Source organism: Pantoea sp. RIT413, from assembly GCF_003057675.2.
Taxonomy (GTDB): domain Bacteria; phylum Pseudomonadota; class Gammaproteobacteria; order Enterobacterales; family Enterobacteriaceae; genus Pantoea; species Pantoea eucrina.
This window is the reverse complement of sequence record NZ_QBJB02000005.1, coordinates 148,501-175,415: the sequence shown is the minus strand read 5'-3', so window position 1 is coordinate 175,415 and position 26,915 is coordinate 148,501. Positions and strand designations below refer to the sequence as shown.

Here is a 26,915-nt window from a genome sequence, read left to right as displayed (position 1 = left end):
CATCAGGAGGCGCTATGTTTCATACCACTCATCACGTATTCAACCAGCCTCATCCTCTCTGCAACAGTAATCTGTTCACCCGCGACAGCGCTCTGTGCGATGCCGTGGTGCGCGAAGGCGCGGCCTGGGACCAGGCGTGGCTGGCGTCGGTTGGTCTGCAGCTTGGCAGCGCGGAATCGCTGGAGCTGGGACGGCTGGCCAATAGTGAACCGCCGGTACTGCAGCGCTATGACGCGCGCGGCGAGCGCATCGACGAGGTGCGGTTTCATCCCGCCTGGCATCTGCTGATGCAGGGCGTCTGTGCCAGCCGCTTACATAATCTCAGCTGGCAGCCTGATGCCCCGGCTCATGCCATGGTAGCGCGTGCGGCGCGCTTTATTCTGCATGCCCAGGCGGAAGCGGGTTCCCTCTGTCCGGTCACCATGACGCACGCCGCGCTTCCTCTGCTGCAGGCGCATCTGCCCGCAGCCTATGCGGACTGGCGCGCAGGCCTGCTGAGCGACCGCTACGATGCCCATCACCTGCCAGGCGGTCAGAAGCGCGGGCTGCTGATTGGCATGGGGATGACTGAAAAGCAGGGCGGTACTGACGTGCTGACTAACACCACGCGCGCTGAACCACTCGGTGTGCGTGCGCCGGGCGAGCCGTGGCGCATTACCGGTCATAAATGGTTTTTCTCTGTGCCGCAAAGCGATGCGCATCTGATCCTGGCCCATACCTCACGCGGCCTGAGCTGTTTTTTTCTGCCGCGACTGCTGCCTGACGGCACGCGCAATGCGCTGCGCATCGAGCAGCTCAAGGAGAAGCTGGGCAACCGCTCCAATGCCAGCGCTGAAGTGGAGTTTCAGGATGCCACTGGCTGGCTGATGGGCGAAGAGGGTGAAGGCGTGCGGCTGCTGTTACGCATGGGCGGCATGACGCGCTTCGACTGCGCGCTCGGCAGCCACGGCCTGATGCGCCGTGCGCTGTCGGTGGCGCTGCATCATGCGCAGCAGCGACAGGTCATGGGCAAACCGCTCAGCGAGCAGCCGCTGATGCGCCTCCAGCTGGCACGACAGGCGCTGCAGCTTGAAGCGCAGACTGCGCTGTTGCTGCGGCTCGCCCGGGCGTGGTCAGCGCCAGCCAGCGAGACGGAGCGGCTCTATGCCCGGCTCTTTACACCGGTAGCGAAGTTTGCCATCTGCCGGGCCGGTATGCCGTTTGTCGCGGAGAGCATGGAGGTGCTGGGCGGTATCGGCTACTGCGAACAGAGCGAACTGCCGCGGCTGTATCGCGAGATGCCGGTTAACAGCATCTGGGAGGGATCGGGCAATGTCATGTGTCTGGATATTCTGCGCGTACTGCAGCGCTATCCTGCATGCCATGCGCTGCTGCAGCAGGAGTTTGAGGCGGTGAGGGGCGCTAATCGTCATGTTGATCGCAGCTGGCGTCAGCTGCGTCTGCAGCTGCGTCATCCGCATGAAGCGCAGGCGCGTGACCTGGCGCAGGAGCTGTTCTGGCTGGCGAGCGCGGCGATACTGCTGAAAGTCGCAGAACCGCCGCTGGCCGATGCGTGGTGTGCGCTTGCGCTCGACGGGCGCGGCGCACGTGGCCCGGATGAGACGCTGGCCGCGCGTCTGCTACTGCGCGCCGGCGCTGCCTGAAGGCGCGCCGTAGAGGATCGCGGTGGCGTACCACAGGCCGGGAAAGGAGGTATCATCCAGCATTATAATCTGATAATAGACAGCCCCAGCCTGGCTGGCGCGTGCGGCAATCGCGCGCTGGACATCATCCGGTGAACCGCGCGTCGACGCGCTGATATTGCCCAGCTTCGGCAGTCCGGCGCTCTGCGCACGCGAAATCTCCTGGGGCTGTGAGGCGGGCGGCGGCGGCGCCTGCGGGGTCGACTGCAGCGTTGAACATCCACACAGCACCAGACTCAGCAGCAGTAACAGACGGGACATAACGACTCCGGAAGTGCAGGGAAGATAGCTAAAGTGTAAGCCATCTTCCCGCAATCATCAGCTGTTGAGCCTGAACAGGCTGACCAGCGCCGTAAGATGATGCCCTTTCTCGCTCAGATGCCGGGCGGTGCTCTCAGACTGCATAACCATATCGCTGCTCTGATGTGTCGCCTGACCAATATGGTTCATCGCCAGGTTAACCTGACCGATACCCGCCGCCTGCTCCTGTGCCGCGATATTGATCTCATCCATCAGCGTTTTGACCTGCTCAAAATGCGTCACAATGTGGCTCATATTATCGCGCGTCTGCTCAGAGAGCGCATGGCCCGCCGCAACCCGCTCAATGGAGCGGGCGATCAGCGTATCGATCTCTTTTGCTGCGCTGGCGCTGCGTTGCGCCAGCGCCCGCACTTCGGCGGCGACTACGGCAAAGCCGCGCCCGTGTTCGCCGGCGCGCGCGGCTTCTACAGCCGCGTTCAGTGCCAGGATATTGGTCTGAAATGCTATTGACTCAATCACATGGGTAATATCGGCAATACTCTGCGACGCAACCCTGATCTCCGCCATGGTTTCCGCTGAGCGGGCGACAGTGGCCCCACCCTGACTGACGGTACCGGCAGCTTCGCTCATCAATGCCATCGCCTGACGTACGTTAGCCGCGGTCTGCGCCACCGTGGCGCCAAACTGCTCCATGCTGGCGGAAGTCTCTTCCACGCTGCTCGCCTGACGGCTAATCTGCTCGCTGATGGTCGCGCTGCCAGCCGCAATCGTATCGGTGCCGTCACTGATCTCCTGAGCGGCGCCCCGCACCTGGCGCACCACTTTTTCCAGCCCGTCGCCAATGCCGTTGATGGCAGCCACCAGCTGGCCCACCTCATCGCGTCGCGCTGAGTTAAGATGCGCCTGCAGGTTACCCGCCGCATACTCTTCGGCCAGATGGATCACCTGCTGCAACGGGCGTGTAAGGGCATGACGACAGTAAAAAACAAAGCCGGCAGCAAACAGCAGCACCAGCGCCAGGCCGATAGCCATAAACAGGTTGCGACTCTGCGTAACCGGCGCCAGCAACGCGGCACGGCTGACCTCACCGGCAATAACCCAGTCCCAGCCCGGCAGCTGCTGCCACGCCAGCAGCCGGGTTTCACCGGCGTCCTCAAAGCTGAGCAGCCCGGCGGGCTGTGTAAGCAGCCGCTGCTGTACCGCCTGACTCCAGCGCGGCTGCTGCCCCTCAGCGTGGCGGTCAAACAGGTAGGTGCCCTGTTTACTGCCCGGCGTACCATTCAGCACAAAGAAACTGCCGCTGTCACCAAGATGGCGCGCCAGCACTTTGTCGCGTATCAGCGCATACTGTGTATCGATTTTTACGCCGACAAATAAAATCGCAATGACGCTGCCGCTTTCATCACGTACCGGCTCATACTGGGTGATATAGCGATGCCCGAACAGCGTAGCCAGCCCGCGCCATGTGGTGCCTTGCTGTACGCTGCGCCAGGCGGCGCTGCTGCGATCCAGGCGGGTGCCAATGGCGCGGCTGCCATCCTCTTTTTTCAGTGACGTCGCGATACGCACGTAGTCATCACCGTCGCGGACAAAGATGGTCGTCACCGCGCCGGTACGCTCAAAAAAGTCATCCACGGCAAGCTGATCGAGATTAAGCGTTTTCAGACCGGCACGCAGCACCGGCGTGCTCAGTTCACCTGTCTGAACGCGGGTGCTCTCGTCACGGCTGAAACGTTTAGGTAAAAAGCTCTGGAATAATCTGGTGTAGTTTGCCACCTCTTCGGAGAGCGTAGCGTTAAACAGCGTGGCCATTTCACTGATGCCCTGTACCTGATTGGTCATATCGTCGGTTGCCAGCTGCTCCAGCTGACGGGCGGCGTTATGGCTCAGGGTAAATGTCAGGACAAACAGTACGACGGCGACGCTGAAAGACGTCAATACAGACAGCCTGACGCCAAGGCTCAGGGCGCTGAGAGAAAGACGCTTCATAAAATACCTGTTATTTAGAATGGGGGAGAACGATCAACGGCAAAAACCGGCAAAGGTTTAGGGTGAAAAAGCAGCGACGTTAATCTGCTAACGCGCCGGCAGAGAACAGGTACACTCGGTATCAGATGCACGCTATTCAGGAGCGCTACCGTGATTGAACTGACAACAGAGACTCTGGCAGGAATCGAGTGTATTCATGCCGCACCCGCCGGTCAGCGGCAGACTCCGCTGCCCGCCATTCTCTTTTACCATGGCTTTACCTCATCAAAAGAGGTTTACAGCTACTTTGCTGTAGCGCTGGCGCAGGCAGGATTTCGCGTCATCATGCCCGATGCAGAGATGCACGGGGCGCGTTATCAGGGCGACAGCGCACTGCGTATGACGCGTTTCTGGGAGATTTTGCGCCAGAATATTGATGAGCTGCCGCAGCTGGAGAGCGCGCTGCGTGACAACCGCTGGATCGCCGGCGAACGTTTTGCGGTGGCGGGGGCCTCAATGGGCGGGATGACGGCGCTGGGAGCCATGGCGCGCTACCCGCACATTCAGAGTGTTGGCTGTCTGATGGGATCGGGCTATTTCCGGCAGCTCAGCGAGCAGCTCTTCCCGCCGCTGGTACCGAAAACCGCTGAGCAGCAGCAGCTGCTTGCCGCGCGCCTGGCGCCGCTGAGCGCTTACGATCCCGCCACAAATCTGGCCCGGCTTGCCAGCCGGCCGCTGCTGCTCTGGCATGGCGAAGCGGATGAGGTGGTGCCCTTCGCTGAGACGCAGCGCCTTGCAGAGGCGCTGCGCGCCACACAGCAGGATGGTCAGCTTACGTTCCTGTCTGAGCCGCAGATCGGGCATAAAATCACGCCCGCCGCGCTCACCGCGCTGGTGGCGTTTTTTACGCGTTCCCTCTGAGCAGCCGCCAGCGGGGACTTCAGCGCTGCCCGGACAGTCGATCGGTGGGGCGCTGCGCAGCGGTAAACGGGTTATCAGCCGGCGCATCCAGCCGGTTAACATAGATATAGCCTGAAGCCGCTTTACTGCTGCTTCTCATCTGCTGCGCAGAGTCAGTAACGCTGGCAATGGCGGGGGAAGAGAGAAAGAGACTCAGTAAAGTGGCGACAATGACAGCTTTCATAATCGACTCCTCACCTGTGATACTTCATCAATCGCGCACGCGGTGCATTGTTCAGGGCGCTTTTATAGAGTTTAGTTTTTAACCAGCGCAGCGCCAGAGCGGCTTTTTGAACGCGTATTTCAATGTTTTTGAAAAAACGCGCGTAACAGGCTGAAGTTGCACGCTTAGCACAAAAAGGCGCGCTGTCTGGCACGCCTGTGCAAAACAGGCGAAATGTGCGCTTGTGTTTAGCCCCTGAGGCCAGTATGATTACGCGTCAATTTTTCAGCTGCATTCAGAGGTGTGTGTCATTTAACGATGATATGCAACCTATAACGTTCCTTGCTTCCATGGGCCGCAGCTGACCCTGACAGGAGGCTGAATAATCCGTAAGGAGCTATCGATGCGTCATTACGAAATCGTATTTATGGTCCATCCTGACCAGAGCGAACAGGTTCCGGGCATGATCGAGCGTTACACTGGTGCTATCACTGGTGCACAGGGCACGATCCACCGTCTGGAAGACTGGGGCCGCCGTCAGCTGGCTTACCCGATCAACAAACTGCACAAAGCTCACTATGTTCTGCTGAACGTAGAAGCGCCGCAGGAAGTGATCGACGAGCTGGAAACTAACTTCCGCTTCAACGACGCCGTTATCCGCAGCATGGTTATGCGCGTTAAGCACGCGGTAACTGAAGCTTCTCCGATGGTTAAAGCGAAAGACGAGCGTCGTGAGCGCCGCGAAGATTTCGCTAACGAATCGGCAGAAGAGTCAGATGCTGGGGATTCTGAAGAGTAATTCCCGATGACGGCAAATCAGCTGCGTCTGTCTGGCACTGTGTGCAGGACGCCAGTTCGAAACGTCAGTCCGTCAGGGATCCCACACTGCCAGTTCATGCTTGAGCATCGTTCTGTGCAGGAGGAGGCCGGGTTTCACCGGCAAGCCTGGTGTCAGATGCCGGTGATTATCAGCGGCAGCGCCCATCAGGCGATTACTCAACATATAACGGTCGGCACGCAACTCACGCTCACAGGTTTTATTAGCTGCCATCAGGCACGCAATGGCCAGAGCAAACTTGTGTTACATGCCGAGCAGATTGAATTGATAGATTCTGGAGACTAGCCAAATGGCACGTTATTTCCGTCGTCGCAAGTTCTGCCGTTTCACCGCGGAAGGCGTTCAAGAGATCGATTATAAAGATATCGCAACGCTGAAAAACTACATCACTGAAAGCGGCAAGATTGTTCCAAGCCGTATCACCGGTACTCGTGCTAAATACCAGCGTCAGCTGGCTCGTGCTATCAAGCGCGCGCGTTACCTGTCTCTGCTGCCGTACACTGATCGTCATCAGTAATCGGCAACTGTCCATTAACGACTTTAAGAGGATAAGGTAATGCAAGTTATTCTGCTTGATAAAGTAGCAAACCTGGGCAGCCTGGGTGACCAGGTTAACGTTAAAGCGGGCTACGCTCGTAACTTCCTGGTACCACAGGGCAAAGCTGTTCCTGCTACCAAGAAAAACGTTGAGTTCTTTGAAACTCGTCGTGCTGAACTGGAAGCTAAACTGGCTGACGTTCTGGCAGCTGCCAACGCACGTGCTGAGAAAATCAGCGGCCTGGGCACCGTTACCATCGCGTCTAAAGCAGGCGACGAAGGTAAACTGTTCGGTTCTATCGGTACCCGCGACATCGCTGATGCAGTTTCTGCAGCAGGTGTTGAGGTGTCTAAGAGCGAAGTTCGCCTGCCGAACGGCGTTCTGCGCACCACCGGTGAGCATGAAGTTGACTTCCAGGTTCATAGCGAAGTTTTCGCTAAACTGGTTGTGAATGTAGTTGCTGCATAATTTTATGCAGTAATGCGAAAACGCCGGCCCTGTGCCGGCGTTTTTGTTTCCGGCGCTTACTGAGCGCGGATAAAGGTGCCGTCGGGCTGACGGGTAAACAGCACCGGACCGTTACTGCCATCAACGGTAAGACCGGTCACCACGCCGTCGCCATTCTGCCGAATCTTCACCTGCTGACCGCTCTGCAGCGAGCTCAGCGGCGAGCCTTCTCCCTCTACGCGCGCCATCGCAAACACATCATTAACCGGCAGATTATTGTCCCGGAACAGCTGCGCCAGCGTCTGGCCCGAGGCTACGCTGTAGCTGCGCCAGGTGCCCTGCGCATCAATAGCCGGCTGGCCGTTTTGCGGCGCAGAAGCGCTATCCTGATTACCAGAAAGCTCCGCCTGCATTGGTACCTCTTTCGGCTGACTCTCAACCGAACGTTCAACCGGATATTTGCCGTTGCTGGTCGGCCAGAGAAACGCCAGCAGCACGATTATCAGGGCAATAACGATGCCGCGGCGATGAAGCGGCGGCAGGGGATCCATCCAGCGTACATCATCCAGCAGGTGCCAGACGCGCTGCAGGGCAGCAGGCATGCGGGACGGGGTATCTGTGGCCATAGGTGAATCCTCCTCGCCAGCGGTTTTATGCATTCTGGCTGGCAGCCAGCGTTGCAGCCAGGGTAACAGCGTTCGCGTGGTGCGCGTCCGGCGACGTCGCGGGGCAATCTGGCCCATGTTATCTCTCTTGTTTTACAGTATGGGCAATGACAGCAGGAAGTGCCCGCCAGCATTGAAAAATTTGACCTGCGTATTGTTTCTGTTTCGTCGCCAAATGTCATCACGCACCGCGTGAGATTTTACGCCAGCCGCGTGCGCTGCTATGCTGCCGGTTCACTTTTATCCGGGATTAAGGAATCAAGATGACGACCCCTTCATTTGACAGCGTCGAATCACAAGCAAGTTACGGTATCGGTTTACAGGTTGGTCAGCAGCTGCAGGAGTCTGGACTGCAGGGTCTGCAGCCTGAAGCACTGCTGGCAGGTCTGCGCGACGCGCTGGAAGGGAACTCACCGGCGGTTCCGGTTGATGTGGTACACCGTGCGCTGCGCGAAGTACACGAGCGTGCAGAAGGCGTGCGCCGCGAGCGCACCGAAGCGATGGCCGCACAGGGTCAGCAGTTCCTTGAGCAGAATGCCCAGCGTGAAGGCGTGAGCACGACGGAGTCAGGTCTGCAGTTTAGCGTGATCAAACAGGGTGATGGTCCGATTCCGTCACGTCAGGATCGCGTACGCGTGCACTACACCGGTAAGCTTATCGACGGCAGCGTGTTCGACAGCTCCGTTGCCCGCGGTGAGCCAGCAGAGTTTCCGGTTACCGGCGTTATCGCTGGCTGGATCGAAGCATTAACGCTGATGCCGGTTGGCTCAAAATGGGAGCTGACTATCCCGCACAACCTCGCCTACGGTGAGCGTGGTGCCGGCGCCTCAATCCCGCCATTCAGCACCCTGATTTTTGAAGTTGAGCTGCTGGAAATCCTGTAATAGCTTCGCCGCCAGGGGCGTATAAATGCGCCCCCTACGGGTTGGCCGATGTAGGGGCGCCATTAATGGCGCCCTTGTTGCGTGTGGGGATCGAATGTAGGGGCGCCATTAATGGCGCCCTGGTTGCGTACGGGGATTGAAACCTGGGGCGCATAAATGCGCCCCCTACAGGCGGGTCAATGTAGGGGCGCTATTAATGGCGCCCTGGTTACGGGCGGGACTGAAACCAGGGGCGCATTTATACGCCCCCTACGGTCGGGTCGGTGTAGGAGCGCCATTAATGGCGCCCTGGTTGCGTACGGGGATTGAAACCTGGGGCGCATTAATGCGCCCCCTACGGGTAGGCCGGTGTAGGGGCGCCATTAATGGCGCCCTGGTTGCGTACGGGGATTGAAACCTGGGGCGCATAAATGCGCCCCCTACAGGCGGGTCGGTGTAGGGGCGCCATTAATGGCGCCCTGGTGACGGGCGGGCGGGGTCAGGGGTGCTGCAGGTTGACCTGCCAGATAGCAAAGCCCGTCTCGTCTGTGCCCACCGGCTTCATCGGATAGTCGGCATACTGGTTTATAAACTGCGTTGCTTTACTGCCCGGCGCCGTTTCAAAGCGAATATCCAGCGGCGTCTGGCTCTTTATGGGCGCTAAACGCCAGTTATGATCTGCCTGCGGCTGCACGGCGCCCTGTTGCTTACTCTGGCTGCTGATATAGGCTGCCACCACGGCGCGATTCTCATCCGGTGAGGCAAAGGCGACAAACGGTTCGCCGGTACCGGCAAACTTACCGCCCCAGGCGCGATAATTATTGGTCGCCACAAGGAAGGTTGCCGCGGGATCAACCGGCTTGCCCTGCCACGTAAGCTGGCGGATGCGTGACGCATTTTGATTAATCAGGGCACATTCGCTGTCGTAGCGGGCGGGCTGCGTCACATCAATCTGATAATTCACGCCATCTATTACGTCAAAATTGTAAGTGCGAAAATCCCAGTTAATCAGCGACTGCGGCTTGCTGCTGTGTGGGTCAATCTGATTAAACTGCCCGGCTGAGCACTCCAGCCACTCCTTAACCTGAGCGCCGCTCACTTTCATCACAACCAGCGTATTGGGATAGAGGTACAGATCGGCGGCGTTGCGAAACGTCAGCTCACCTTTCTCAACCTCCACGTAGCTTGCAGGATCGTTTTTGCGGCCGCCTGCTTTAAACGGAGCTGCTGCCGACAGCACCGGCAGGCGTCCCAGATCGGGATCGCCCTGAATAAAGCGTTCGGTATAGGCACGCTGCGCGTTATTCACAATCTGCACGGTGGGATCGTCCTGCACCAGCGCCAGATAGCTGTACATCACATCTGCTGCTTTGCCGATCGGTTTGGCGACAAACTCGCGCGTGGCGCGATGATCTTCAGCCAATACCGCAACCAGCGCGGGATCCTCTGCCGCCAGCGATCGCTTCGCCGCTGCGTCATAAATCGGATGCGCAGCGGCAGTACCCTGCGTCACCTGCCACGATCCCCGATCGTTGCTCAGCACCAGATCGACCACGCCAAGATGATCGCCCCACATTCCTGGCATCACGGCGGGTATGCCGTTCAGCGTCCCCTGAGCAATATCAGCGCCTTTGATCGCAGCAAACTCTTTTGAGGGGAATACCGCATGCGCATGACCGAACATGATTGCGTTAATGCCCGGCACCTGGCTCAGATACCACACCGAGTTTTCCGCCATCGCATGATACGGCTCGCTGCTCAGGCCGGAGTGGGGAATGGCAACAATAATGTCAGCACCTTTAGCGCGCATTTCCGGCACATAGCGTTTGGCGGTTGCGGTAATGTCATCAACCCGCACTTTACCCTGCAGATTATTGCGATCCCATACCATAATCTGCGGAGGCACAAAGCCGATATAGCCAATCTTAAGCGTGTGCTGAGCGCCGCTGCGATCGGTTACCAGGGTCTCTTTAATCAGATAGGGCGTAAACAGCGGCTTACCGCTGGCTTCATCAATGATATTGGCATTCACATAGGGAAAGCGTGCACCTGCCAGCGCGCGCTGCAGATAAGGAAGGCCGTAGTTGAACTCGTGGTTGCCCAGGTTGCCGACCGCGTAATCCAGCGTGTTCAGCGCCTTATAAACCGGATGCACCTCGCCTGGCTGCAGCCCCTTTGCCGCCATATAGTCGCCAAGCGGGCTGCCCTGAATGATATCGCCATTATCGACCAGCACGCTGTTTTTGCGCCCGGCGCGCGCCTGCTGAATCAGCGTGGCGGTACGCACCAGACCGAACTTCTCCGTAGATTTATCTTTGTAATAATCAAAATCCATCATATTGCTGTGCAGATCGGTGGTTTCCAGAATACGCAGATCCACAGTCGCAGCCTGAGCGGTAGCGGCTGCCAGACACAGCGTCAGTAACGACATGTTCACTCTGAACACGGCTCTCTCCTTGTTTACCTAATAGGCTTCTCAAAATAATGTAAAACCATGACAAATTATCAGTTCAATTTGTGATAGATATCGGGGTTTTGCTTTTTTTCCGCGACCGCAGGCGATTCAGCAATGCGCCATAGTTACCCTTTGCAATCTATGGTATTGATAATACGATCTATTATTGAATACGATGCCGGCAACAGACAGGCGGGCCTTTACCTGCCAGACTCTGAAGAGCAGCAGTCCGGGTCGGAAAGCGCATTTCTGCGAAAATGAGGTGAAGCATGTTAGATAAAATTTGCCAGCTGGCGCGCGACGCAGGCGATGCAATTATGCAGGTCTATGACGGCGCACAGCCGATGGACGTGACCCGTAAAGCGGATGATTCACCCGTTACCGCGGCGGATCTGGCCGCCCATGATGTGATCATACAGGGCTTAAAAGCGATCGCGCCCGATCTGCCGGTGCTGTCTGAAGAGGATCCGCCAGCCTGGGCGATCCGCCAGCAGTGGCAGCGCTACTGGCTGGTCGATCCGCTGGATGGCACCAAAGAGTTTATCAAGCGTAACGGCGAATTTACCGTCAACATTGCCCTGATCGATCAGGGTAAGCCGGTGATGGGCGTCGTTTATGCGCCGGCGCTGGGCGTGCTCTATTCAGCGGCAGAGGGTAAAGCGTGGAAAGAGGAGGCGGGGCAGACTACCCGCATTCACGTGCTGGATGCGCGGCCACCGCTGGTCGTCGTCAGCCGCTCGCACGCTGACAACGATCCGGAGCTGAAGGAGTACCTGACGCAGCTGGGCGAACACCAGACCACGGCTATCGGTTCATCGCTGAAGTTCTGCCTGGTGGCCGAAGGTAAAGCGCAGCTCTATCCGCGCTTCGGGCCTACCAATATCTGGGATACCGGTGCAGGCCATGCGGTTGCGCTGGCGGCGGGGGCCCATGTGCATGACTGGCAGGGGCGTACGCTTGACTATACGCCGCGCGAATCCTTCCTGAATCCCGGTTTCCGCGTTTCTCTGTTTTAATGCATCGGGAGGCATACGCCTCCCGTTATTTACGGCTGCAGCAGAGAGTGAAGCAGCGTCATCACCTCTTTAACTTCATCCTGCGTCAGCGCTCCCTCTTTCGCAAAACGGATATGTGCCGTTTTATCCAGCACCACTACGGTCGACTCCCCTTTTCCCAGCTGCCAGGCTTTTCGCGCGCTGCCGTTGCTGTCGATAATGAACTGCGACCAGGGGAACTGCGCTTTGTTACTTTCAATGCTATTGCGCACAAACATGCCGGTCCCCGGAATGGCGTCATCGGTATCGACCAGCGTGGTGGTCTGATAGCGATCGTGCGGTAGCTGGGCTGCTTTGATCGCCTCAATCAGCGCCGCGTTTTGCTCTTTAGCTGAGATGCGTCCGGCGAGATGCAGGATCACCCGTACTTTGCCGCTAAGCTGAGCGCTGTTCCACGGCTGATAGCTGAACTTATCCTGCTGATACATCAGCTCGCCCCGATCGGCAACACCCACCGGCGGCACGCGTTCGTCGGTTTTAAAAGCGTGTGCTGCTGCCAGGCCAGGCAATAGCAGGGCGATCGCAAGCAGGGGAAGGGCCAGACGCATAGAGTGCTCCTTAGTGATCAGACCAGTTGGTCATATTTTTGTCATGGTAAGCGCGGATGATGCGCCTGTCGCGAAAACCTGGCAGCTTTGCAACCTGCGCCACAAATCTGTAACCAACAAAGGTTTATACTGGATTTTGTGAGGTGAATGACAGAGTTGTCTGTAATGATGTGTCAATTCAGTAAAAAATTCATGTTTCCGGAACCCGGATCAAAAATCCTGTTCTATATTTAGGCCTCATTTGCGCTTCATGAGTTCGTACCCATTTGGCAACGGCGAAGCGTATTACATCTGTTCAGGAGTTAAACAGCATGAAGATCTTCCAGCGATATAATCCGCTGCAAATTGCGAAATATGTGAAAACGCTATTTAAAGGAAGGTTGTATATCAAGGATGTTGGCGCGTTTGAGTTTGATAAAGGCAAAGTGATTTTGCCGCGCGTTAAAGATAAACAGCACCTCAGCGTAATGTCAGAAATCAATCGTCAGGTGCTGCGACTGCAGGCTGAGTATAACTAAGCGTTAAAATCAGGCAGTAAAAAGGGCGCCGCTGGCGCCCTTGATGTTTCTGCTGTTTCTGTTTTAGCACTGTGGCTTCACGGCCATGCGCTTATCGATCAGGAGAGCGATGGATTTTCATCATCACTGGTTTTCACGCTGAGCGCCGGCGGGCGTTCATCAATACGCGTCACCAGCAGCTGATCGATACGGTAACTATCGATATCCACCACTTCAAACTTATAGCCGGAAAACTTCACAAAGTCGGTGCGTTTCGGGATTTTGCGCAGCATATACATCATAAAGCCGCCGATGGTCTCATAGTTGCCGGACTGCGGAAATTCATCGATATCCAGCACGCGCATAACATCATCAATCGGGGTGCCCCCTTCGACCAGCCAGGAGTTTTCGTCGCGCGCGACAATCTGTTCTTCCAGCCCCTGACCCACCAGGTCGCCCATCAGCGTGGTCATCACGTCATTCAGCGTGATGATACCTACCACCAGCGCATACTCATTCATGATCACGGCAAAGTCTTCGCCGGCGGTTTTAAAACTCTCCAGCGCTTCCGACAGCGTCAGCGTATCCGGCACAATCAGCGCCGAGCGGATCTGGACGCCGCTGTTGAGCGCCATGCTCTGATTACCCAGCACGCGCAGCAGCAGCTCTTTGGAGTCAACGTAGCCGACGATATGATCGATATCGCCGTCGCACACCAGGAACTTTGAGTGCGGGTGCTGGGCGATTTTGGTTTTCAGGCTCAGCTCATCTTCACGCAGATCGAACCAGACGATGTTCTCGCGCGAGGTCATGGAAGAGGGAACGGTGCGCGACTCCAGCTCAAACACATTCTCAATCAGCTCATGCTCCTGCTTGCGCAGCACGCCGGCCAGCGCACCCGCCTCTACCACCGCATAGATATCGTCAGAGGTAATATCATCTTTGCGTACCATCGGCAGCTTAAAGAGACGGAAAAAGACGTTGGCGAGGCCGTTGAACAGCCAGACCAGGGGCCGCATGACCAGCAGGCAAAAGCGCATCGGATTGATGATACGCAGCGCGACGGCTTCCGGGGCGATCATGCCGACGCGCTTGGGCGTCAGGTCAGCAAACAGAATGAACAGGCTGGTTACGATGGTAAAGGAGCAGATAAAGCTGAGCTTTTCCGCCAGCTCAGGCTCCACAAAGCGGTTGAACAGGCTGCTGAAAGCGGGGGAGAACGCTGCGTCACCAACGATACCGCCCAGAATCGCGACCGCGTTCAGGCCGATCTGCACCACGGTAAAAAACATGCCGGGCTGTTCCTGCATCTTCAGCACGCGCTGCGCGTTGATATTGCCTTCATCAGCCAGCAGTTTAAGTTTGATCTTGCGGGCGGCCGCCAGCGAGATCTCCGAAAGAGAAAAAAAGGAACTGATGACAATCAGTAAAAGTATGACAAGCAGGCTATCTAGCATAAAAGATCCGTTGAGTTAATCACTTGTCATTTTTGGCCTGGGCAGCGCGAAGAGGGGTACGTCCGGTACACACCAGTCTGACAGGGCTATCCGTGCCAAAAATGTCTGCGCCAGTTCGACAATAGAAAGTAACGTCGGGGCAGAATTGAATGCAGGCAGGGCCTGCTGGTCGGTGATTATAGCAGCAGCGCCTGTCATGCCGCCAGAGGCACGATCGGTGACACCAGATTTATCCGACAGCAGCGCAGCGGCGCACAGAAGCACGGCATCCCGGTTGTATCACCGCGATCAATTACCGACAATAGCGATCAATTTGGCTTAGTCGTGGGTTTAACGTAGCCGCTTGCCCTAAAAGATGGCTATGCTGATGGGTAAATGGGGAAGTGAAACCCTGCCTGACTGATTAACGCCCCTGCGGAAGGGGGGCAGGCATTGATAACAGGAGTACGCGTGCCGCGATTTCATGCTTATTGTTTGGCCAGCCTGCTGCTTGCTGCGCCTGCCGTTGAGGCAGCGAAAGTGCGACTGCAGGTAGAAGGTCTTACCGGGGATTTAGAAAAAAATGTCAGGGCGCGCCTGTCCACTATTGGCAGCGATGAAGTCTCCAGTGACGGGCGCTTTCAGGCGCGCGTCTCAAATGCCATTAAAGAGGGACTGCGCGCGCTCGGCTACTATGAACCGCAGATTGACTTTGAATCGCGTCCACCCCCGCCACAGGGTGGTCGTCCGGTTCTGATTGCCCATGTGACAGCCGGCGAACCGGTAAAAATCGGCGGCAGCACCATTGTGATCGAGGGTGAAGCGAAAGAGGATCCGGACTACCGGGCGTGGGTAAAGCAGGGCAGACCAAAAGTGGGCTCGCAGCTGAACCACGGCACCTACGATAAATTCAAAAGCGGTTTCTCTAACCTGGCGCTGCGTAACGGCTATTTTGACGGTGATTTCAAAAAGAGCCAGCTCGGCGTCTCCGCAGAGCGGCGGCTGGCTTTCTGGGATATCGATTACGACAGCGGCCCGCGCTACAGATTTGGCGACGTCAGCTTTGAAGGCTCGCAGATAGATGAAGCTTACCTCCATAATCTGGTGCCGTTTAAGAAAGGCGATCCCTACAGTTCACGCGAGCTGGCTGAGCTGAATCGCCGCCTTTCCGCCACCGGCTGGTTTAACTCTGTCGTGGTGGCCCCGGAGTTTGATAAAGGGCGTAAAACCAAAGTGCTGCCGCTCAGCGCTGCACTTTCGCCGCGCGTGGAAAATACCATCGAAACCGGCGTAGGCTACTCCACTGACGTCGGCCCGCGCCTGAAAGGCACCTGGCGAAAACCCTGGGTTAACGATCGCGGCCACAGTCTTGCGGCCAGCGCCTATGTCTCCGCGCCGGAGCAGCAGCTCGATCTCAGCTACAAAGTGCCGCTGCTGAAAAGCCCGCTGGAGCAGTACTACACCTTTTCCGGCGGCCTGAAGCGTACCGATCTCAACGATACGAAATCGGATACCACAACGCTGGCGATGTCGCGTAACTGGGACAGCAGCTCCGGCTGGCAGAAAGCGGTTAACCTGCGCTGGAGTCTCGATCACTTTACCCAGGGTAACGTAACCAATACCACCATGCTGCTCTATCCGGGCCTGAGCCTGAACCGCACGCGGTCGCGCGGCGGGCTGATGCCCACGTGGGGCGATTCACAGCGCTATTCGGTCGACGTTTCTGATACCACCTGGGGTTCCGATGTCGACTTCCTGATCCTGCAGGCGCAGAACGTCTGGATCCGTACGCTGGCGGATAAACATCGCTTTGTGGCACGCGGTAACCTGGGCTGGATTGAAACCAATAATTTTGAAAAAGTGCCGCCCGACCTGCGTTTCTTTGCCGGCGGGGATCGCAGCATCCGCGGCTATAAATATAAAAATATCTCGCCGCGCGACGAAGAGGGCAAGCTGACCGGTGCCTCGAAACTGGCAACCGGATCGCTGGAGTATCAGTACAACGTCTCCGGCAAGTGGTGGGGCGCAGTATTTATCGACTCCGGGGAAGCGGTTAATGATATTAAGCAGAGCAACTTCAAGACGGGTGCAGGCGTAGGCGTGCGCTGGTCTTCGCCGGTCGGGCCCATTAAGTTTGATATCGCCCGGCCCGTTGGCGATGACAAGGAGCATGGATTGCAATTTTATGTCGGACTGGGGCCGGAACTATGAAGCTGTGGAAAAAGGTCCTGATTGGCCTGATTATTTTTCTGGTCGTTCTGCTGGGCAGCGTGGCGCTGCTGGTTGGCACGACGCCGGGTCTGCATCTGCTGCTGAAAGGGGCTGACCGCTGGGTGCCCGGTCTCTCAATCGGCAAGGTTGACGGCGGCTGGCGCAATCTGACGCTGAATAATGTGAAATATGAGATGCCGGGCGTCAGCGTGGATGCCGGGCGCTTTCATCTCGCGCTGGATCTCAACTGCCTGCTGCACTCCTCGGTCTGCGTCAACGCGCTCGCGCTGCAGGATGTCAGTGTGGTGGTCGACAGCAAAAAAATGACGCCGGCCAGCGAGCCGCCGCCACCGGAGGAGTCGGGCAGTACTAATCTCAGCACGCCTTACCCGATCGCGCTGCGGAATGTCGCGCTGCACAATATCAACGTTAAAGTTGATGATACGGCGATTTCACTGCTCGATTTCAGCACCGGTCTGCAGTGGCAGGCTCGGGCGCTGACGCTCTATCCTACCCGTATCCAGAGCCTGCTGATTGCGCTGCCAAAAGCGGCTCAGGTGGCGAATGAAGAGATTGTTCAGCCGAAAGTTCAGCAGCCGCAGCCGGACGAAAAACCGCTGGGCGAAACGCTGCAGGCGCTGTTTGCCAAACCGCTGCTGCCGGAGCTGCCTGACTTCCGTCTGCCGCTGGATATCACCGTCCAGTCGCTGCTCGGCGAGCAGCTGCGCATTACCGGGGATACGGATCTCACTCTCTCGCGCCTGCTGGTAAAAGCCAAAACGGCAGATACGCATCTGCAGCTGGAGACGTTTGATATCGATTCACCCCAGGGCCAGGTGAGCGCCCGCGGTGACGCGCAGCTGGCGGGCAACTGGCCGGTTAACTTCACGCTGAACGGCGCGCTGAATATCGATCCGGTAAAAGGCGAAAAAGTGAAGCTGACGCTGGGCGGTGAAATGCGCGACGAGCTGCAGCTGGGGCTGAACCTCTCCGGACCGGTGCGCGCGCAGCTTGCGGCGACGGCACAGCCTGCCGTCGCTGAACTGCCGCTGTCGCTGACGCTGACCAGCCCGCAGCTGCGCTGGCCGCTGACCGGACCGGTGCAGTACCAGGCAGATAATTTCGACTATCAGTTCAAAGGCAAAGCCACCGACTATGTGATGTCGCTGCGTGCGGCGGTAAAAGGCGAGGCGATCCCACCGGCAACGATTACGCTCGATGGCAACGGCAACGAGCAGCAGTTTACGCTGGATAAACTGCGCGTCGCCGCGCTGCAGGGCAACATCGATCTCTCGGCGCTGGTGGACTGGCGCAAAGCGATTAGCTGGCGCAGCGAGCTGACGCTGGCCGGTATCAATACGGCGAAGCAGTATCCTGACTGGCCTGCGAAGCTGGATGGCAAAATCACCACGCGCGGCAGCCTTTACGGCGGCAGCTGGCAGCTGCGCGTACCGCAGCTGGAGCTTAACGGTAACGTGAAGCAGAATGCCGTACGCGCGCAAGGTTCCCTGAGCGGTAATAGCTACAACCAGTGGAAAATTCCGGGCCTGAATGTGGCGCTGGGACGTAACTATCTGGATGTAAAAGGCGAACTGGGCGATACGCTGAATCTGGATGCGATTGTGGATGCACCGCGTCTCGACAACGCGCTGCCGGGCCTTGGCGGCGTCGTCAAAGGGGCTATTAACGCGCGCGGCACGCTGCAGGCGCCGCAGCTGCTGGCCGATCTTACCGCTACCGGCCTGCGCTGGCAGCAGCTGCTGATCCGCCGCGCCACGCTGCAGAGCGACATCAAGTCGGGTGAGCAGGTGGCCGGCAAGCTGCAGCTGCGCGTGGAACAGCTGCAGCAGGAGGCGCTGAAAATCAACCTGCTGACGCTGAATGCCGACGGCAGCGAGAAGCAGCATCAGCTGAAACTCAATGTTCAGGGTGAGCCGGTTTCAGGTCAGCTGGCGCTGAACGGCAGCTTTGATCGTCAGGCTGGCCGCTGGCAGGGGTCGCTGAATAATACCCGCTTTGATACCCCGGTCGGTGAGTGGCGCCTGACGCGCGCCATGGCGATTGACTATCTCAACAGCAAGCAGAGCGCAACCATTGGTCCGCACTGCTGGCAGAACCCCAATGCGCAGCTCTGTGTACCGGAACCGATTGAGGCGGGCGCGAGCGGCCGGGCGCACGTTGTGCTGAATCGCTTTGATCTGGCGATGGTGAAGCCGTTTCTGACCGATGCCACCCGGCTTAGCGGTCTGTTCAGCGGGGATGTGCGCGTTAACTGGAGCGCGGACGGCGCGCTGCCAACCGGCACCGTGGCGCTGAAAGGCAGTGGCGTAAAAGTCGTGCAGGATGTGCAGGGTAATGCGCTGCCGATAGCGTTCGATACGCTGAACCTCAACGCGGCACTGCGTGACGGACGCGCGCAGCTCGACTGGCTGATCCGTATTGCTAACAATGGCCAGCTTAACGGCAACGTGCAGATCAACGATCCGCAGAACCGGCGACAGCTCTCCGGCAACATCGGCATCAGCAACATCTCCCTGGCAATGCTGAATCCGGCGCTGTCGCAGGGCGAGAAAGTGCAGGGCAGGCTCAACAGCAATCTGCGGCTGGGCGGGACGCTGCAGCGTCCGCAGGTGTTTGGCCAGCTCGGCCTGAGCGATGTCAACGCCCAGGCAAGCTTTATACCGGTGACGCTGACGTCGGCTAACCTGAACATGGTATTCAACGGCATGAGCTCTACGCTGAATGGTCTGATTCAGACGCAGCAGGGCAGCCTGAATCTGGGCGGAAATGCTGACTGGAGCCAGCTCGATAACTGGCGTGCGCGTGTCACGGCGCAGGGCAGCCGCATTCGCGTTACCGTGCCGCCGATGGTGCGCATGGATGTCTCGCCGGATCTGGTTTTTGAGGCGACGCCTGCCGCGTTCAGCCTGGACGGTAAAGTGGATGTGCCGTGGGCGCGTATCACCGTACAGGAGGTGCCGGCGAGCGCTACCGGCGTCTCATCGGATGAAGTGATGCTGGATGAGAACCTCAAACCTATAGCGCCAAAAACGGCTGCCATCCCGATTAACAGTAATCTGGTGATCCACGTCGGCAATGATGTGCGCCTCTCCGCGTTTGGCCTGAAAGCGCGCCTCAGCGGCGACCTGAAGCTGGTACAGGATAAAACCGGACTCGGCCTTAACGGGCAGATCAATATTCCGTCAGGCCGTTTCCACGCCTATGGGCAGGATCTGATCGTCCGCAAAGGTGAGCTGCAGTTTGCCGGCCCGCCGGATCAGCCGTATGTTAATCTGGAAGCGATCCGCAACCCGGATGCCACTGAAGATGATGTCACGGCGGGTCTGCGCGTGACCGGTCTGGCGGATGAGCCGAAAGTGGAAGTATTCTCCGATCCGGCCATGTCGCAGCAGGAAGCGCTCTCTTACCTGTTACGCGGTCAGGGACTGAACAGCGACGGTGACAGTAATGCATTAACCTCCGCGCTGGTGGGGCTGGGGGTTGCACAAAGTGGGCAGGTTGTGGGTAAAATCGGTGAGACGTTTGGCGTCAGTAATCTTGCGCTTGATACCACAGGCGTAGGTGACAGCCAGCAGGTTCAGGTCAGCGGCTATGTGCTGCCGGGGCTGCAGGTGAAATATGGCGTAGGTATCTTTGACTCACTGGCGACGCTGACTCTGCGTTATCGCCTGATGCCAAAACTCTATTTGGAAGCTGTGTCTGGTCTCGATCAGGCGCTGGATTTGCTCTATCAGTTTGAGTTCTAGCAATGCGAATAATTGTCTACGGCAGTTTACGGCGCAAGCAGGGAAATAGTCACTGGATGACCAATGCGCAGTGGCTCGGCGAGCACCAGATTAAGGGGTTTGACCTCTATAATCTGGGGCTTTACCCGGGTGTGGTGGAGGGCGAAGGAACCGTCCTGGGTGAGGTATACCGCATTGATGCCAGCACGCTCGGTGAGCTGGATGCCCTGCGCTGCAAGAACGGCGAGTATAAGCGTCAGCTTATTCAGACGCCTTACGGCAGCGCCTGGCTGTACGTCTACCAGCGCTCAGTCGCGGGGCGACCGCACATTGCCAGCGGCGACTGGCTGCAACGCGATGACGCTGCAGATGCATAAATAAAAACACCGCCGTAAAGGCGGTGTTTTTTTATCGGTAACGCGCATCTCAGCCGGTCTGCCCGGCAAAGATTATTTCTGCTGCGCGCGCTCGAAAGAGGTGATGATTTCAGCTTTGGCCGCTTCTGCGTTATCCCAGCCGTCAACCTTCACCCACTTGCCTTTTTCCAGATCTTTGTAGTGCTCAAAGAAGTGGGTGATCTGCGCTTTCAGCAGCTCTGGCAGGTCGTTCACATCTTTGATGTGATCGTACTCTTTGCTCAGTTTGGTATGCGGCACCGCCACCAGTTTGGCATCTTCGCCAGACTCATCGGTCATCTTCAGAACGCCAACCGGACGGCAGCGGATCACTGAACCCGGCACCAGCGGATAAGGGGTTGGCACCAGCACGTCAACCGGGTCACCATCCAGTGACAGCGTGTTGTTGATGTAGCCGTAGTTGCACGGATAGAACATGGCGGTAGACATAAAGCGGTCTACAAACAGGGCGCCAGACTCTTTATCCACTTCATATTTGATCGGATCGGCATTCGCCGGGATCTCAATAATTACATAGATATCTTCTGGCAGATCTTTACCTGCAGGCACCTGGTTCAGACTCATCTGGCTTTCCTTCATTAGTCGTATGTTGAGTGACGGCTATTATAGCCAACTGACTCTGAAAGTATGCCCCCTTTTTGGCGTTTCGGAATGCTCCAAGCCCGCTACTTCGCCGTCACAAATAGCGAGACAATGCCCGCCGCAATCAGCGGCCCTACCGGCACGCCGCGAAAGAACGCCACGCCAATCACGGTACCAATCAGCAGCCCGGCAACCACCGATGGCTGAATGCTCATAAAGCTGACGCCGCGCCCGCCGAGCCACGCAACAAATACGCCAACCAGAATTGCCACGATGGACTGCCAGCTGGCAAATGATTTCAGCAGGGCGCTCACCGGCAGGGTGCCGCTCGCCAGCGGTGCCATGACGGCGACGGTCAGAATAATAATTCCCATCTGAATACCCTGTTTCTCCACGTAAGGGAAAAACTGCGCCAGCGGCGTGAGCTTGATGGCCAGCAGGATCAGAATCGAAATCGTCACAGCGCTGTTATGAACAAAATAACTCAGTATGGCGAGACAGATAAGGATCAGCGTTGAGGCGTAGGGGGCCATGATTTCTCCATAAATAATCAGCAGGCTGACAATGAGCCATGCAACGGTTTGTCTGCTGTCCTTTATCAACCATCAGAAAAAATGGCGCAACCGGCTTATGCATAATTATCTCTGCTGCAGTAAAGAGAATTCACAGCATGAGCGATCATCATTCGCCCGATCGTCAGGCACCGGTAAAGTTTCCGCACGTCACAGCCGATAATTTCTTCGTTTAGGGTCACTGGATTCTCCCTTTTTTACCGCATACGGGAATTATCATGATTGCTCAGCTCTCGCTTCGCACTGCCTTACTTTCGCTGCTTATCTGCATGACGCTGCTGCTGCTGGCCGTCAGCGGCATGGGCATTTACGCCATCAATGCCGGTAATCAGTCGCTTAACGCCATCAATCGTATTCAGGGAATTGAACTGAATAGCCTTTATCAGAGCAACGCCGACCTGATGCGCGCACGCGCCAGCGCCGCGCTGGCGGTGCGCAAAATTGAGATTGGTCTGCTGGATGAGGGGACCGCCGTCACGAAGCAGGCCGCCGCGGACGTCGCCAGCTCGCAGCGGCATCTGCAGGCGTTTATCGACGCCGGCACCGTAACGGCTCACGGCAAAACGCTGGCGGAGGCGATCGCCGCCGCCTATAAAGCGTATCAGCAGGGTGCAGTTGCGCCGATGATGGCCGCGCTGGAAAAGCAGTATACCGATGAATATTACCAGGTACTGGAGGGCAATGTATCGCAGCTTGCGGCCCGCTATGCCGGTGCGGTTAACGCATTCAGCCTCTACGCCGATGAGGTCTCTGCCGCACGGCTGGCGCAGGCGGCGCACAATGAGTGGCAGATGAAAATCCTGATCGGCATTGCGGTGGCGCTCACCCTGCTGCTGACCGGCCTGGCCTGGCTGCTGCTGCGTCAGGCGCTGCTGCGTCCGCTGGAGAGCGCCGTCCGGCATCTGGAGCAGGTGGCTGCGGGCGATCTGTCGCAGCCGCTGCCGGCTGCCGGTCACAATGAGATTGGCCGTCTGAATCAGGCGCTGGCCGTTATGCAGCGCGCGCTGCGCCACTCTGTGAGTCAGGTGCGCGAAGCCAGCCTGCAGATCGATACCGGCAGCCGCGAGCTGGCGGCCGGTACGGTACATCTCTCACAGCGTACCGAGGAGTCTGCCGCATCACTGGAGCAGACTGCTGCCAGCATGGAACAGCTCACCGCCACCGTGCGGCTCAACGCCGTTAATGCGCAGCAGGCAAATCAGCTCGCCAGCAGCGTCTCTGACACCGCCGGCCGCGGTGCCGAAGTGGTGTGCTACGTTATGGAGAAGATGCAGGAGATCACGCAGAGTTCCAACCGCATCGCGGATATCCTTAGCGTGATTGACGGTATTGCCTTTCAGACTAATATTCTGGCGCTTAACGCCTCGGTAGAAGCGGCGCGCGCTGGCGAGCAGGGCCGGGGCTTTGCCGTGGTGGCGAATGAAGTACGTACGCTGGCAGGACGCAGCGCCAGCGCGGCGAAAGAGATCCGGACATTGATCAGCGAGTCGCAGACGCGGGTGAAAGAGGGCAGTGAGATGGCGACGCGCGCGGGGGCGACCATGGATGAGATCGCCGGTGAAGTGATGCGCGTAACGACGCTGATGAAAGAGATCTCCGGTGCATCTGACGAGCAGAGTCGCGGTATTGAGCAGGTCAATATGGCGGTGACGCAGATGGATGAAGCGGCGCAGCAGAACGCGGCGCTGGTGGAGCAGGCGGGAGCCGCCACCCGGCTGCTGGAAGCGCAGTCGCAGCAGCTGCAGGCCTCAATGGCGCAGTTCCGCATCGCCGCGGCGTAAGCGCAAACCATAAAAAACCCGCTCAGCGGCGGGTTTTTTTACTGTCCGGCACGGCTCAGGCGCCGTGGTTATCCGGATATTCGCGGATAAAGCGCTCAACATCATCGACCATCGCTTCGTTACCACAGAAGAACGGGCAGCGCTGGTGCAGCGTTTCAGGCTGCAGGTCAAGAATACGGTTTTTACCGTCGCTGGCTTTACCGCCCGCCTGCTCGGCGAGAAACGCCATCGGGTTGCACTCATACAGCAGGCGCAGCTTGCCGTTGGGATGGCTGGCGGTGCTTGGGTAGAGGTAGATGCCGCCTTTCAGCAGGTTACGGTGGAAGTCTGCCACCAGCGAACCGATATAGCGCGAGGTATAAGGACGATGCGTGTCGATATCCTCTTCCTGGCAAAACTTCAGGTATTTCTTCACGCCCTGCGGGAAGCGAATGTAGTTACCTTCGTTAATGGAATAGGTGTAGCCCTTTGCCGGATAGGTCATGCGCTCGTGGCTCAGGCAGAAAACGCCGAGCGACGGATCATAGGTAAAGGCGTGCACGCCGACGCCGGTGGTATAGACCATCATGGTTGAGGAGCCATACACCACATAACCTGCGGCCACCTGCTGATTCCCCGGCTGCATAAAGTCCGCTTCTGTGATCGGCGTACCGGGTTCACTGATGCGGTGATAGATAGAGAAAATGGTTCCGACAGAAACGTTTACGTCAATGTTGGATGAGCCATCCAGCGGATCCATCAGCACCACATATTTGCCATCTTCCGAGCCTTCAAAGATAACAAACTCATCCTCTTCTTCAGAGGCGATGCCGGCAACCACACCACGCGCTTTCAGGGCAGCTTTCAGTTTTTCATTCGCGAAGAGGTCCAGCTTCATCTGCTGTTCGCCCTGCACGTTTTCCACGCCGCTGGCACCCAGAATATCCACCAGACCCGCTTTATTAATATCGCGGTGAATGATTTTAGCGCCCAGCTTAATGGAGGAAATCAGCGCCGTCAGTTCACCTGTGGCGTGAGGAAAGTCGTGTTGCTTCTCGACGATGAATTCGCCTAACGTTTTCATAACACATTCCCTGAATCTACGATGGAGTGGCAGCAGCTGTAACAAACTGCCAACGTATGCGTACGCAGTTTAGCCGATTGAACTTTAAAAACCATAGTCCTAATCCGTTTCTTCCCTTCAGACTCGGGGTTACACTGTGCGCCGAACTTTCAGTTAATGGATCTATTTATGCGCATTCACATCCTCGGCATTTGTGGCACTTTTATGGGCGGCCTGGCTATGCTGGCGCGTTCGCTGGGACATCAGGTAACCGGCTCGGACGCAAATGTTTACCCGCCGATGAGTACGCTGCTTGAGCAGCAAGGCATTGAATTAACTGAGGGTTACGAGGCGTCGCAGCTCGATCCGGCGCCAGACCTGGTGATTATCGGTAACGCCATGACGCGCGGTAATCCCTGTGTTGAAGCCGTGCTGGAGCGCAACATTCCCTACCTCTCCGGGCCGCAGTGGCTGCACGATTTTGTGCTGCGCGATCGCTGGGTGCTGGCCGTAGCCGGAACGCACGGTAAAACCACTACTGCCGGCATGGCAGCGTGGATCCTCGAGGCGTGCGGCCTCGAACCAGGCTTTATCATCGGTGGCGTGCCGGGCAACTTCGACGTCTCGGCAAAATTAGGAAAAAGCCCATTCTTTGTCATTGAAGCGGATGAGTATGACAGCGCCTTCTTCGACAAGCGCTCCAAGTTTGTGCACTACTGCCCGCGTACGCTAATCCTCAATAACCTTGAGTTTGACCATGCAGATATCTTCGACGACCTGCGCGCTATCCAGAAGCAGTTCCATCATCTGATCCGCATCATACCCGGCCAGGGCAAAATCCTGCTGCCGGAACACGATCACAACCTGAAGCAGGTGATGGCGATGGGCTGCTGGAGCGAGCAGGAGACCACAGGCGAACATGGCCACTGGCAGGCGAAAAAGCTGACGCCAGACGCCGCCCGCTGGGAAGTCTGGCTGGAGGGGGAAAAAGTGGCCGAGGTGAACTGGGGGCTGGTCGGCGAACACAATATGCATAACGGCCTGATGGCGATTGCCGCCGCGCGCCACGTGGGTGTGAAACCGGCAGATGCGGGCGAGGCGCTCAGCAGCTTTATCAACGCGCGCCGCCGGCTGGAGCTGCGCGGTGAGGTCAACGGTATCAAGGTCTATGACGATTTTGCCCACCACCCGACGGCGATACACGCCACGCTGGCGGCGCTGCGCAGCAAAGTAGGTGGCAGGGCGCGCATCCTCGCGGTACTGGAGCCCCGCTCCAACACCATGAAAATGGGGGTCAGTAAAAACGATCTGGCGCCGTCGCTGGGCCGGGCAGACAAGGTCTTTCTGCTCCAGCCGCACCATATTCCGTGGCAGGTCTCCGACGTGGCAGACGCCTGTATTCCGCCTGCGCAGTGGAGTGCGGACGTCGATACGCTGACGGAAATGATTGCGAAAGAGGCGCAGCCAGGCGACTCAATTCTGGTGATGAGCAACGGCGGTTTTGGCGGGATCCATCAAAAACTGCTGGAGCGACTGGGACGCTAAGGCTGGGGCGTCCTGCAGGACGCCTCCGGAGAGCGTGCGGCCGGCAGGCCGCCTCTTACGCTTCAGCCAGCTCGCGCAGATACTGGAAGATCTGCCGGGCTGCTTTTGGCGTTTTATTCGCCGCCTTCTCTTTCTGCGCGTTGCGGATCATGCTGCGCAGCTGCTGCCGATCGGCCTGCGGATAGAGCGTGATCACCTCGGTCATCGCGTCGTCACCCTGATCGATCAGGCGGTCGCGCAGATGCTCCAGCTTGTGGAACAGCGCCACCTGCTGGTTGTGACGGTTTTTCAGCTTATCCAGCGCCTGACGGATCGGATCTTCATCGCGCTGGCGCAGCATTTTACCAATCAGCTGCAGCTGGCGACGGCGACCCTCTTTCTTAATACGCTGCGCCAGCTCAATCGCGTTGCGCAGATCCTCATCGAGCGGGATCTTATCCAGGGAGTTTTTCCCCAGATCAACCAGCTCGGCACCGAGGCGTTTTAGCTCTTCGGCGTCACGTTTAATTTCACTTTTGCTGACCCAGATAATCTCTTCATCTTCTTCTTCCTGATTATCCGGTACATCGTCGAGCCAGTCTTCGGGCTGCCTGGTCATCTCTTGGCTCCTTAAAAAAAGAGGCTAATCCTACCAGTTTATCGGG

25 protein-coding genes are annotated in these 26,915 nt (G+C 57.6%); 14 read left to right on the top strand and 11 right to left on the bottom strand.

All coding sequences use genetic code 11. From position 1 onward, the window contains the following. Positions 1 to 14 precede the first annotated feature (14 nt). Positions 15 to 1,643, top strand: coding sequence for an isovaleryl-CoA dehydrogenase (locus DBY66_RS09495; RefSeq protein WP_039380614.1), 1,629 nt, complete (start codon positions 15 to 17; stop codon positions 1,641 to 1,643). Here the strand turns inward: DBY66_RS09495 and bsmA are convergent. Together bsmA and DBY66_RS09485 are read right to left on the bottom strand one after the other, a co-directional pair. Next, on the bottom strand, positions 1,620 to 1,943 hold the full coding sequence (gene bsmA / locus DBY66_RS09490; RefSeq protein WP_071669176.1) for a biofilm peroxide resistance protein BsmA: 324 nt from the start codon (positions 1,941 to 1,943) through the stop codon (positions 1,620 to 1,622). The two genes, DBY66_RS09495 and bsmA, sit on opposite strands and share 24 nt — an antisense overlap. Positions 1,944 to 2,000: 57 nt before the next feature. Next, on the bottom strand, positions 2,001 to 3,932 hold the full coding sequence (locus DBY66_RS09485; protein ID WP_071669177.1) for a methyl-accepting chemotaxis protein: 1,932 nt from the start codon (positions 3,930 to 3,932) through the stop codon (positions 2,001 to 2,003). 150 nt (positions 3,933 to 4,082) lie between these two features. Here DBY66_RS09485 and yjfP point away from each other — a divergent pair, with 150 nt between their 5' ends. Beyond that, complete coding sequence (gene yjfP / locus DBY66_RS09480) at positions 4,083 to 4,832, top strand: esterase (protein ID WP_108569954.1); 750 nt, start codon at positions 4,083 to 4,085, stop codon at positions 4,830 to 4,832. Between the two features lie 19 nt (positions 4,833 to 4,851). Here yjfP and DBY66_RS09475 read toward each other — a convergent pair whose 3' ends face one another. Then, a complete protein-coding gene (locus tag DBY66_RS09475) occupies positions 4,852 to 5,055 on the bottom strand; it encodes a hypothetical protein (RefSeq protein WP_108569953.1) in 204 nt (67 codons plus the stop codon). 382 nt (positions 5,056 to 5,437) lie between these two features. Here DBY66_RS09475 and rpsF point away from each other — a divergent pair, with 382 nt between their 5' ends. Genes rpsF through rplI form a run of 4 tightly spaced genes read left to right on the top strand, consistent with a single transcriptional unit; the run spans position 5,438 to position 6,878 of the window. Next, positions 5,438 to 5,833: a 30S ribosomal protein S6 gene (gene rpsF, locus DBY66_RS09470; protein WP_039380603.1), complete on the top strand. Its 396-nt coding sequence runs from the start codon at positions 5,438 to 5,440 to the stop codon at positions 5,831 to 5,833. A 6-nt stretch (positions 5,834 to 5,839) separates the two neighbouring features. Then, positions 5,840 to 6,157: a primosomal replication protein N gene (gene priB, locus DBY66_RS09465; RefSeq protein WP_071669179.1), complete on the top strand. Its 318-nt coding sequence runs from the start codon at positions 5,840 to 5,842 to the stop codon at positions 6,155 to 6,157. A gap of 4 nt (positions 6,158 to 6,161) precedes the next feature. Then, positions 6,162 to 6,389, top strand: coding sequence for a 30S ribosomal protein S18 (gene rpsR, locus DBY66_RS09460; protein ID WP_000135199.1), 228 nt, complete (start codon positions 6,162 to 6,164; stop codon positions 6,387 to 6,389). 39 nt (positions 6,390 to 6,428) lie between these two features. Further along, positions 6,429 to 6,878, top strand: coding sequence for a 50S ribosomal protein L9 (gene rplI / locus DBY66_RS09455; protein ID WP_065648101.1), 450 nt, complete (start codon positions 6,429 to 6,431; stop codon positions 6,876 to 6,878). Positions 6,879 to 6,934: 56 nt separating this feature from the next. Here rplI and DBY66_RS09450 read toward each other — a convergent pair whose 3' ends face one another. Then, entirely contained in the window at positions 6,935 to 7,600 is a 666-nt protein-coding gene (locus DBY66_RS09450) for a LysM-like peptidoglycan-binding domain-containing protein (protein ID WP_158249868.1), read from the bottom strand. 185 nt (positions 7,601 to 7,785) lie between these two features. Here DBY66_RS09450 and fklB point away from each other — a divergent pair, with 185 nt between their 5' ends. After that, entirely contained in the window at positions 7,786 to 8,406 is a 621-nt protein-coding gene (gene fklB / locus DBY66_RS09445; RefSeq protein WP_071669180.1) for an FKBP-type peptidyl-prolyl cis-trans isomerase, read from the top strand. Between the two features lie 478 nt (positions 8,407 to 8,884). Here fklB and DBY66_RS09440 read toward each other — a convergent pair whose 3' ends face one another. Further along, complete coding sequence (locus DBY66_RS09440; protein WP_108569952.1) at positions 8,885 to 10,816, bottom strand: bifunctional 2',3'-cyclic-nucleotide 2'-phosphodiesterase/3'-nucleotidase; 1,932 nt, start codon at positions 10,814 to 10,816, stop codon at positions 8,885 to 8,887. A gap of 293 nt (positions 10,817 to 11,109) precedes the next feature. Here DBY66_RS09440 and cysQ point away from each other — a divergent pair, with 293 nt between their 5' ends. Then, entirely contained in the window at positions 11,110 to 11,856 is a 747-nt protein-coding gene (cysQ, locus tag DBY66_RS09435; protein WP_094111030.1) for a 3'(2'),5'-bisphosphate nucleotidase CysQ, read from the top strand. A gap of 29 nt (positions 11,857 to 11,885) precedes the next feature. Here the strand turns inward: cysQ and DBY66_RS09430 are convergent, their stop codons facing one another. Continuing rightward, entirely contained in the window at positions 11,886 to 12,443 is a 558-nt protein-coding gene (locus DBY66_RS09430) for a YtfJ family protein (RefSeq protein ID WP_108569951.1), read from the bottom strand. 311 nt (positions 12,444 to 12,754) lie between these two features. Between DBY66_RS09430 and DBY66_RS09425 the strand changes: the two genes are divergently transcribed. After that, complete coding sequence (locus tag DBY66_RS09425; RefSeq protein ID WP_039380586.1) at positions 12,755 to 12,961, top strand: DUF1107 domain-containing protein; 207 nt, start codon at positions 12,755 to 12,757, stop codon at positions 12,959 to 12,961. A 98-nt stretch (positions 12,962 to 13,059) separates the two neighbouring features. Here DBY66_RS09425 and DBY66_RS09420 read toward each other — a convergent pair whose 3' ends face one another. Beyond that, positions 13,060 to 14,397, bottom strand: coding sequence for a hemolysin family protein (locus DBY66_RS09420; RefSeq protein ID WP_039380584.1), 1,338 nt, complete (start codon positions 14,395 to 14,397; stop codon positions 13,060 to 13,062). A 450-nt stretch (positions 14,398 to 14,847) separates the two neighbouring features. On the opposite strand from DBY66_RS09420, the gene DBY66_RS09415 reads away from it, so the two are divergent. Genes DBY66_RS09415 through DBY66_RS09405 form a run of 3 tightly spaced genes read left to right on the top strand, consistent with a single transcriptional unit; the run spans position 14,848 to position 20,710 of the window. Then, positions 14,848 to 16,587, top strand: a complete 1,740-nt coding sequence (locus DBY66_RS09415) for an autotransporter assembly complex family protein (RefSeq protein WP_039380582.1) — start codon at positions 14,848 to 14,850, stop codon at positions 16,585 to 16,587. Continuing rightward, complete coding sequence (locus DBY66_RS09410; protein ID WP_108569950.1) at positions 16,584 to 20,354, top strand: translocation/assembly module TamB domain-containing protein; 3,771 nt, start codon at positions 16,584 to 16,586, stop codon at positions 20,352 to 20,354. The genes DBY66_RS09415 and DBY66_RS09410 overlap by 4 nt, the downstream gene beginning before the upstream one ends. A gap of 2 nt (positions 20,355 to 20,356) precedes the next feature. Next, entirely contained in the window at positions 20,357 to 20,710 is a 354-nt protein-coding gene (locus DBY66_RS09405) for a gamma-glutamylcyclotransferase (RefSeq protein WP_039380578.1), read from the top strand. A 72-nt stretch (positions 20,711 to 20,782) separates the two neighbouring features. On the opposite strand, the gene ppa is transcribed toward DBY66_RS09405, so the two are convergent. Further along, the gene (gene ppa, locus DBY66_RS09400) at positions 20,783 to 21,313 is read right to left on the bottom strand and encodes an inorganic diphosphatase (RefSeq protein ID WP_039380576.1); all 531 of its coding nucleotides are present in this window, start codon (positions 21,311 to 21,313) and stop codon (positions 20,783 to 20,785) included. 101 nt (positions 21,314 to 21,414) lie between these two features. Continuing rightward, on the bottom strand, positions 21,415 to 21,864 hold the full coding sequence (locus tag DBY66_RS09395) for a DUF441 domain-containing protein (RefSeq protein WP_039380575.1): 450 nt from the start codon (positions 21,862 to 21,864) through the stop codon (positions 21,415 to 21,417). 260 nt (positions 21,865 to 22,124) lie between these two features. On the opposite strand from DBY66_RS09395, the gene DBY66_RS09390 reads away from it, so the two are divergent. Beyond that, positions 22,125 to 23,684 carry a methyl-accepting chemotaxis protein gene (locus DBY66_RS09390; protein WP_039385652.1) on the top strand — a complete coding sequence of 520 codons (1,560 nt, stop codon included), beginning with the start codon at positions 22,125 to 22,127 and terminating at the stop codon, positions 23,682 to 23,684. 55 nt (positions 23,685 to 23,739) lie between these two features. Here the strand turns inward: DBY66_RS09390 and fbp are convergent, their stop codons facing one another. Next, positions 23,740 to 24,747 carry a class 1 fructose-bisphosphatase gene (gene fbp / locus DBY66_RS09385; RefSeq protein ID WP_039380574.1) on the bottom strand — a complete coding sequence of 336 codons (1,008 nt, stop codon included), beginning with the start codon at positions 24,745 to 24,747 and terminating at the stop codon, positions 23,740 to 23,742. A gap of 168 nt (positions 24,748 to 24,915) precedes the next feature. Between fbp and mpl the strand changes: the two genes are divergently transcribed. Continuing rightward, positions 24,916 to 26,271 carry a UDP-N-acetylmuramate:L-alanyl-gamma-D-glutamyl-meso-diaminopimelate ligase gene (gene mpl, locus DBY66_RS09380; protein ID WP_039380571.1) on the top strand — a complete coding sequence of 452 codons (1,356 nt, stop codon included), beginning with the start codon at positions 24,916 to 24,918 and terminating at the stop codon, positions 26,269 to 26,271. Between the two features lie 55 nt (positions 26,272 to 26,326). On the opposite strand, the gene yjgA is transcribed toward mpl, so the two are convergent. Then, positions 26,327 to 26,869, bottom strand: coding sequence for a ribosome biogenesis factor YjgA (gene yjgA, locus DBY66_RS09375; RefSeq protein WP_065648113.1), 543 nt, complete (start codon positions 26,867 to 26,869; stop codon positions 26,327 to 26,329). Positions 26,870 to 26,915: the final 46 nt, after the last annotated feature.

Bases quoted from the DNA above. Each gene is read 5' to 3' on its own strand.
- DBY66_RS09495 (WP_039380614.1), top strand. From the start codon at position 15: ATGTTTCATACCACTCATCACGTATTCAACCAGCCTCATCCTCTCTGC.
- bsmA (WP_071669176.1), bottom strand. From the start codon at position 1,943: ATGTCCCGTCTGTTACTGCTGCTGAGTCTGGTGCTGTGTGGATGTTCA.
- DBY66_RS09485 (WP_071669177.1), bottom strand. From the start codon at position 3,932: ATGAAGCGTCTTTCTCTCAGCGCCCTGAGCCTTGGCGTCAGGCTGTCT.
- DBY66_RS09475 (WP_108569953.1), bottom strand. From the start codon at position 5,055: ATGAAAGCTGTCATTGTCGCCACTTTACTGAGTCTCTTTCTCTCTTCC.
- rpsF (WP_039380603.1), top strand. From the start codon at position 5,438: ATGCGTCATTACGAAATCGTATTTATGGTCCATCCTGACCAGAGCGAA.
- priB (WP_071669179.1), top strand. From the start codon at position 5,840: ATGACGGCAAATCAGCTGCGTCTGTCTGGCACTGTGTGCAGGACGCCA.
- rpsR (WP_000135199.1), top strand. From the start codon at position 6,162: ATGGCACGTTATTTCCGTCGTCGCAAGTTCTGCCGTTTCACCGCGGAA.
- rplI (WP_065648101.1), top strand. From the start codon at position 6,429: ATGCAAGTTATTCTGCTTGATAAAGTAGCAAACCTGGGCAGCCTGGGT.
- DBY66_RS09450 (WP_158249868.1), bottom strand. From the start codon at position 7,600: ATGGGCCAGATTGCCCCGCGACGTCGCCGGACGCGCACCACGCGAACG.
- fklB (WP_071669180.1), top strand. From the start codon at position 7,786: ATGACGACCCCTTCATTTGACAGCGTCGAATCACAAGCAAGTTACGGT.
- DBY66_RS09440 (WP_108569952.1), bottom strand. From the start codon at position 10,816: ATGTCGTTACTGACGCTGTGTCTGGCAGCCGCTACCGCTCAGGCTGCG.
- cysQ (WP_094111030.1), top strand. From the start codon at position 11,110: ATGTTAGATAAAATTTGCCAGCTGGCGCGCGACGCAGGCGATGCAATT.
- DBY66_RS09430 (WP_108569951.1), bottom strand. From the start codon at position 12,443: ATGCGTCTGGCCCTTCCCCTGCTTGCGATCGCCCTGCTATTGCCTGGC.
- DBY66_RS09425 (WP_039380586.1), top strand. From the start codon at position 12,755: ATGAAGATCTTCCAGCGATATAATCCGCTGCAAATTGCGAAATATGTG.
- DBY66_RS09420 (WP_039380584.1), bottom strand. From the start codon at position 14,397: ATGCTAGATAGCCTGCTTGTCATACTTTTACTGATTGTCATCAGTTCC.
- DBY66_RS09410 (WP_108569950.1), top strand. From the start codon at position 16,584: ATGAAGCTGTGGAAAAAGGTCCTGATTGGCCTGATTATTTTTCTGGTC.
- DBY66_RS09405 (WP_039380578.1), top strand. From the start codon at position 20,357: ATGCGAATAATTGTCTACGGCAGTTTACGGCGCAAGCAGGGAAATAGT.
- ppa (WP_039380576.1), bottom strand. From the start codon at position 21,313: ATGAGTCTGAACCAGGTGCCTGCAGGTAAAGATCTGCCAGAAGATATC.
- DBY66_RS09395 (WP_039380575.1), bottom strand. From the start codon at position 21,864: ATGGCCCCCTACGCCTCAACGCTGATCCTTATCTGTCTCGCCATACTG.
- fbp (WP_039380574.1), bottom strand. From the start codon at position 24,747: ATGAAAACGTTAGGCGAATTCATCGTCGAGAAGCAACACGACTTTCCT.
- mpl (WP_039380571.1), top strand. From the start codon at position 24,916: ATGCGCATTCACATCCTCGGCATTTGTGGCACTTTTATGGGCGGCCTG.
- yjgA (WP_065648113.1), bottom strand. From the start codon at position 26,869: ATGACCAGGCAGCCCGAAGACTGGCTCGACGATGTACCGGATAATCAG.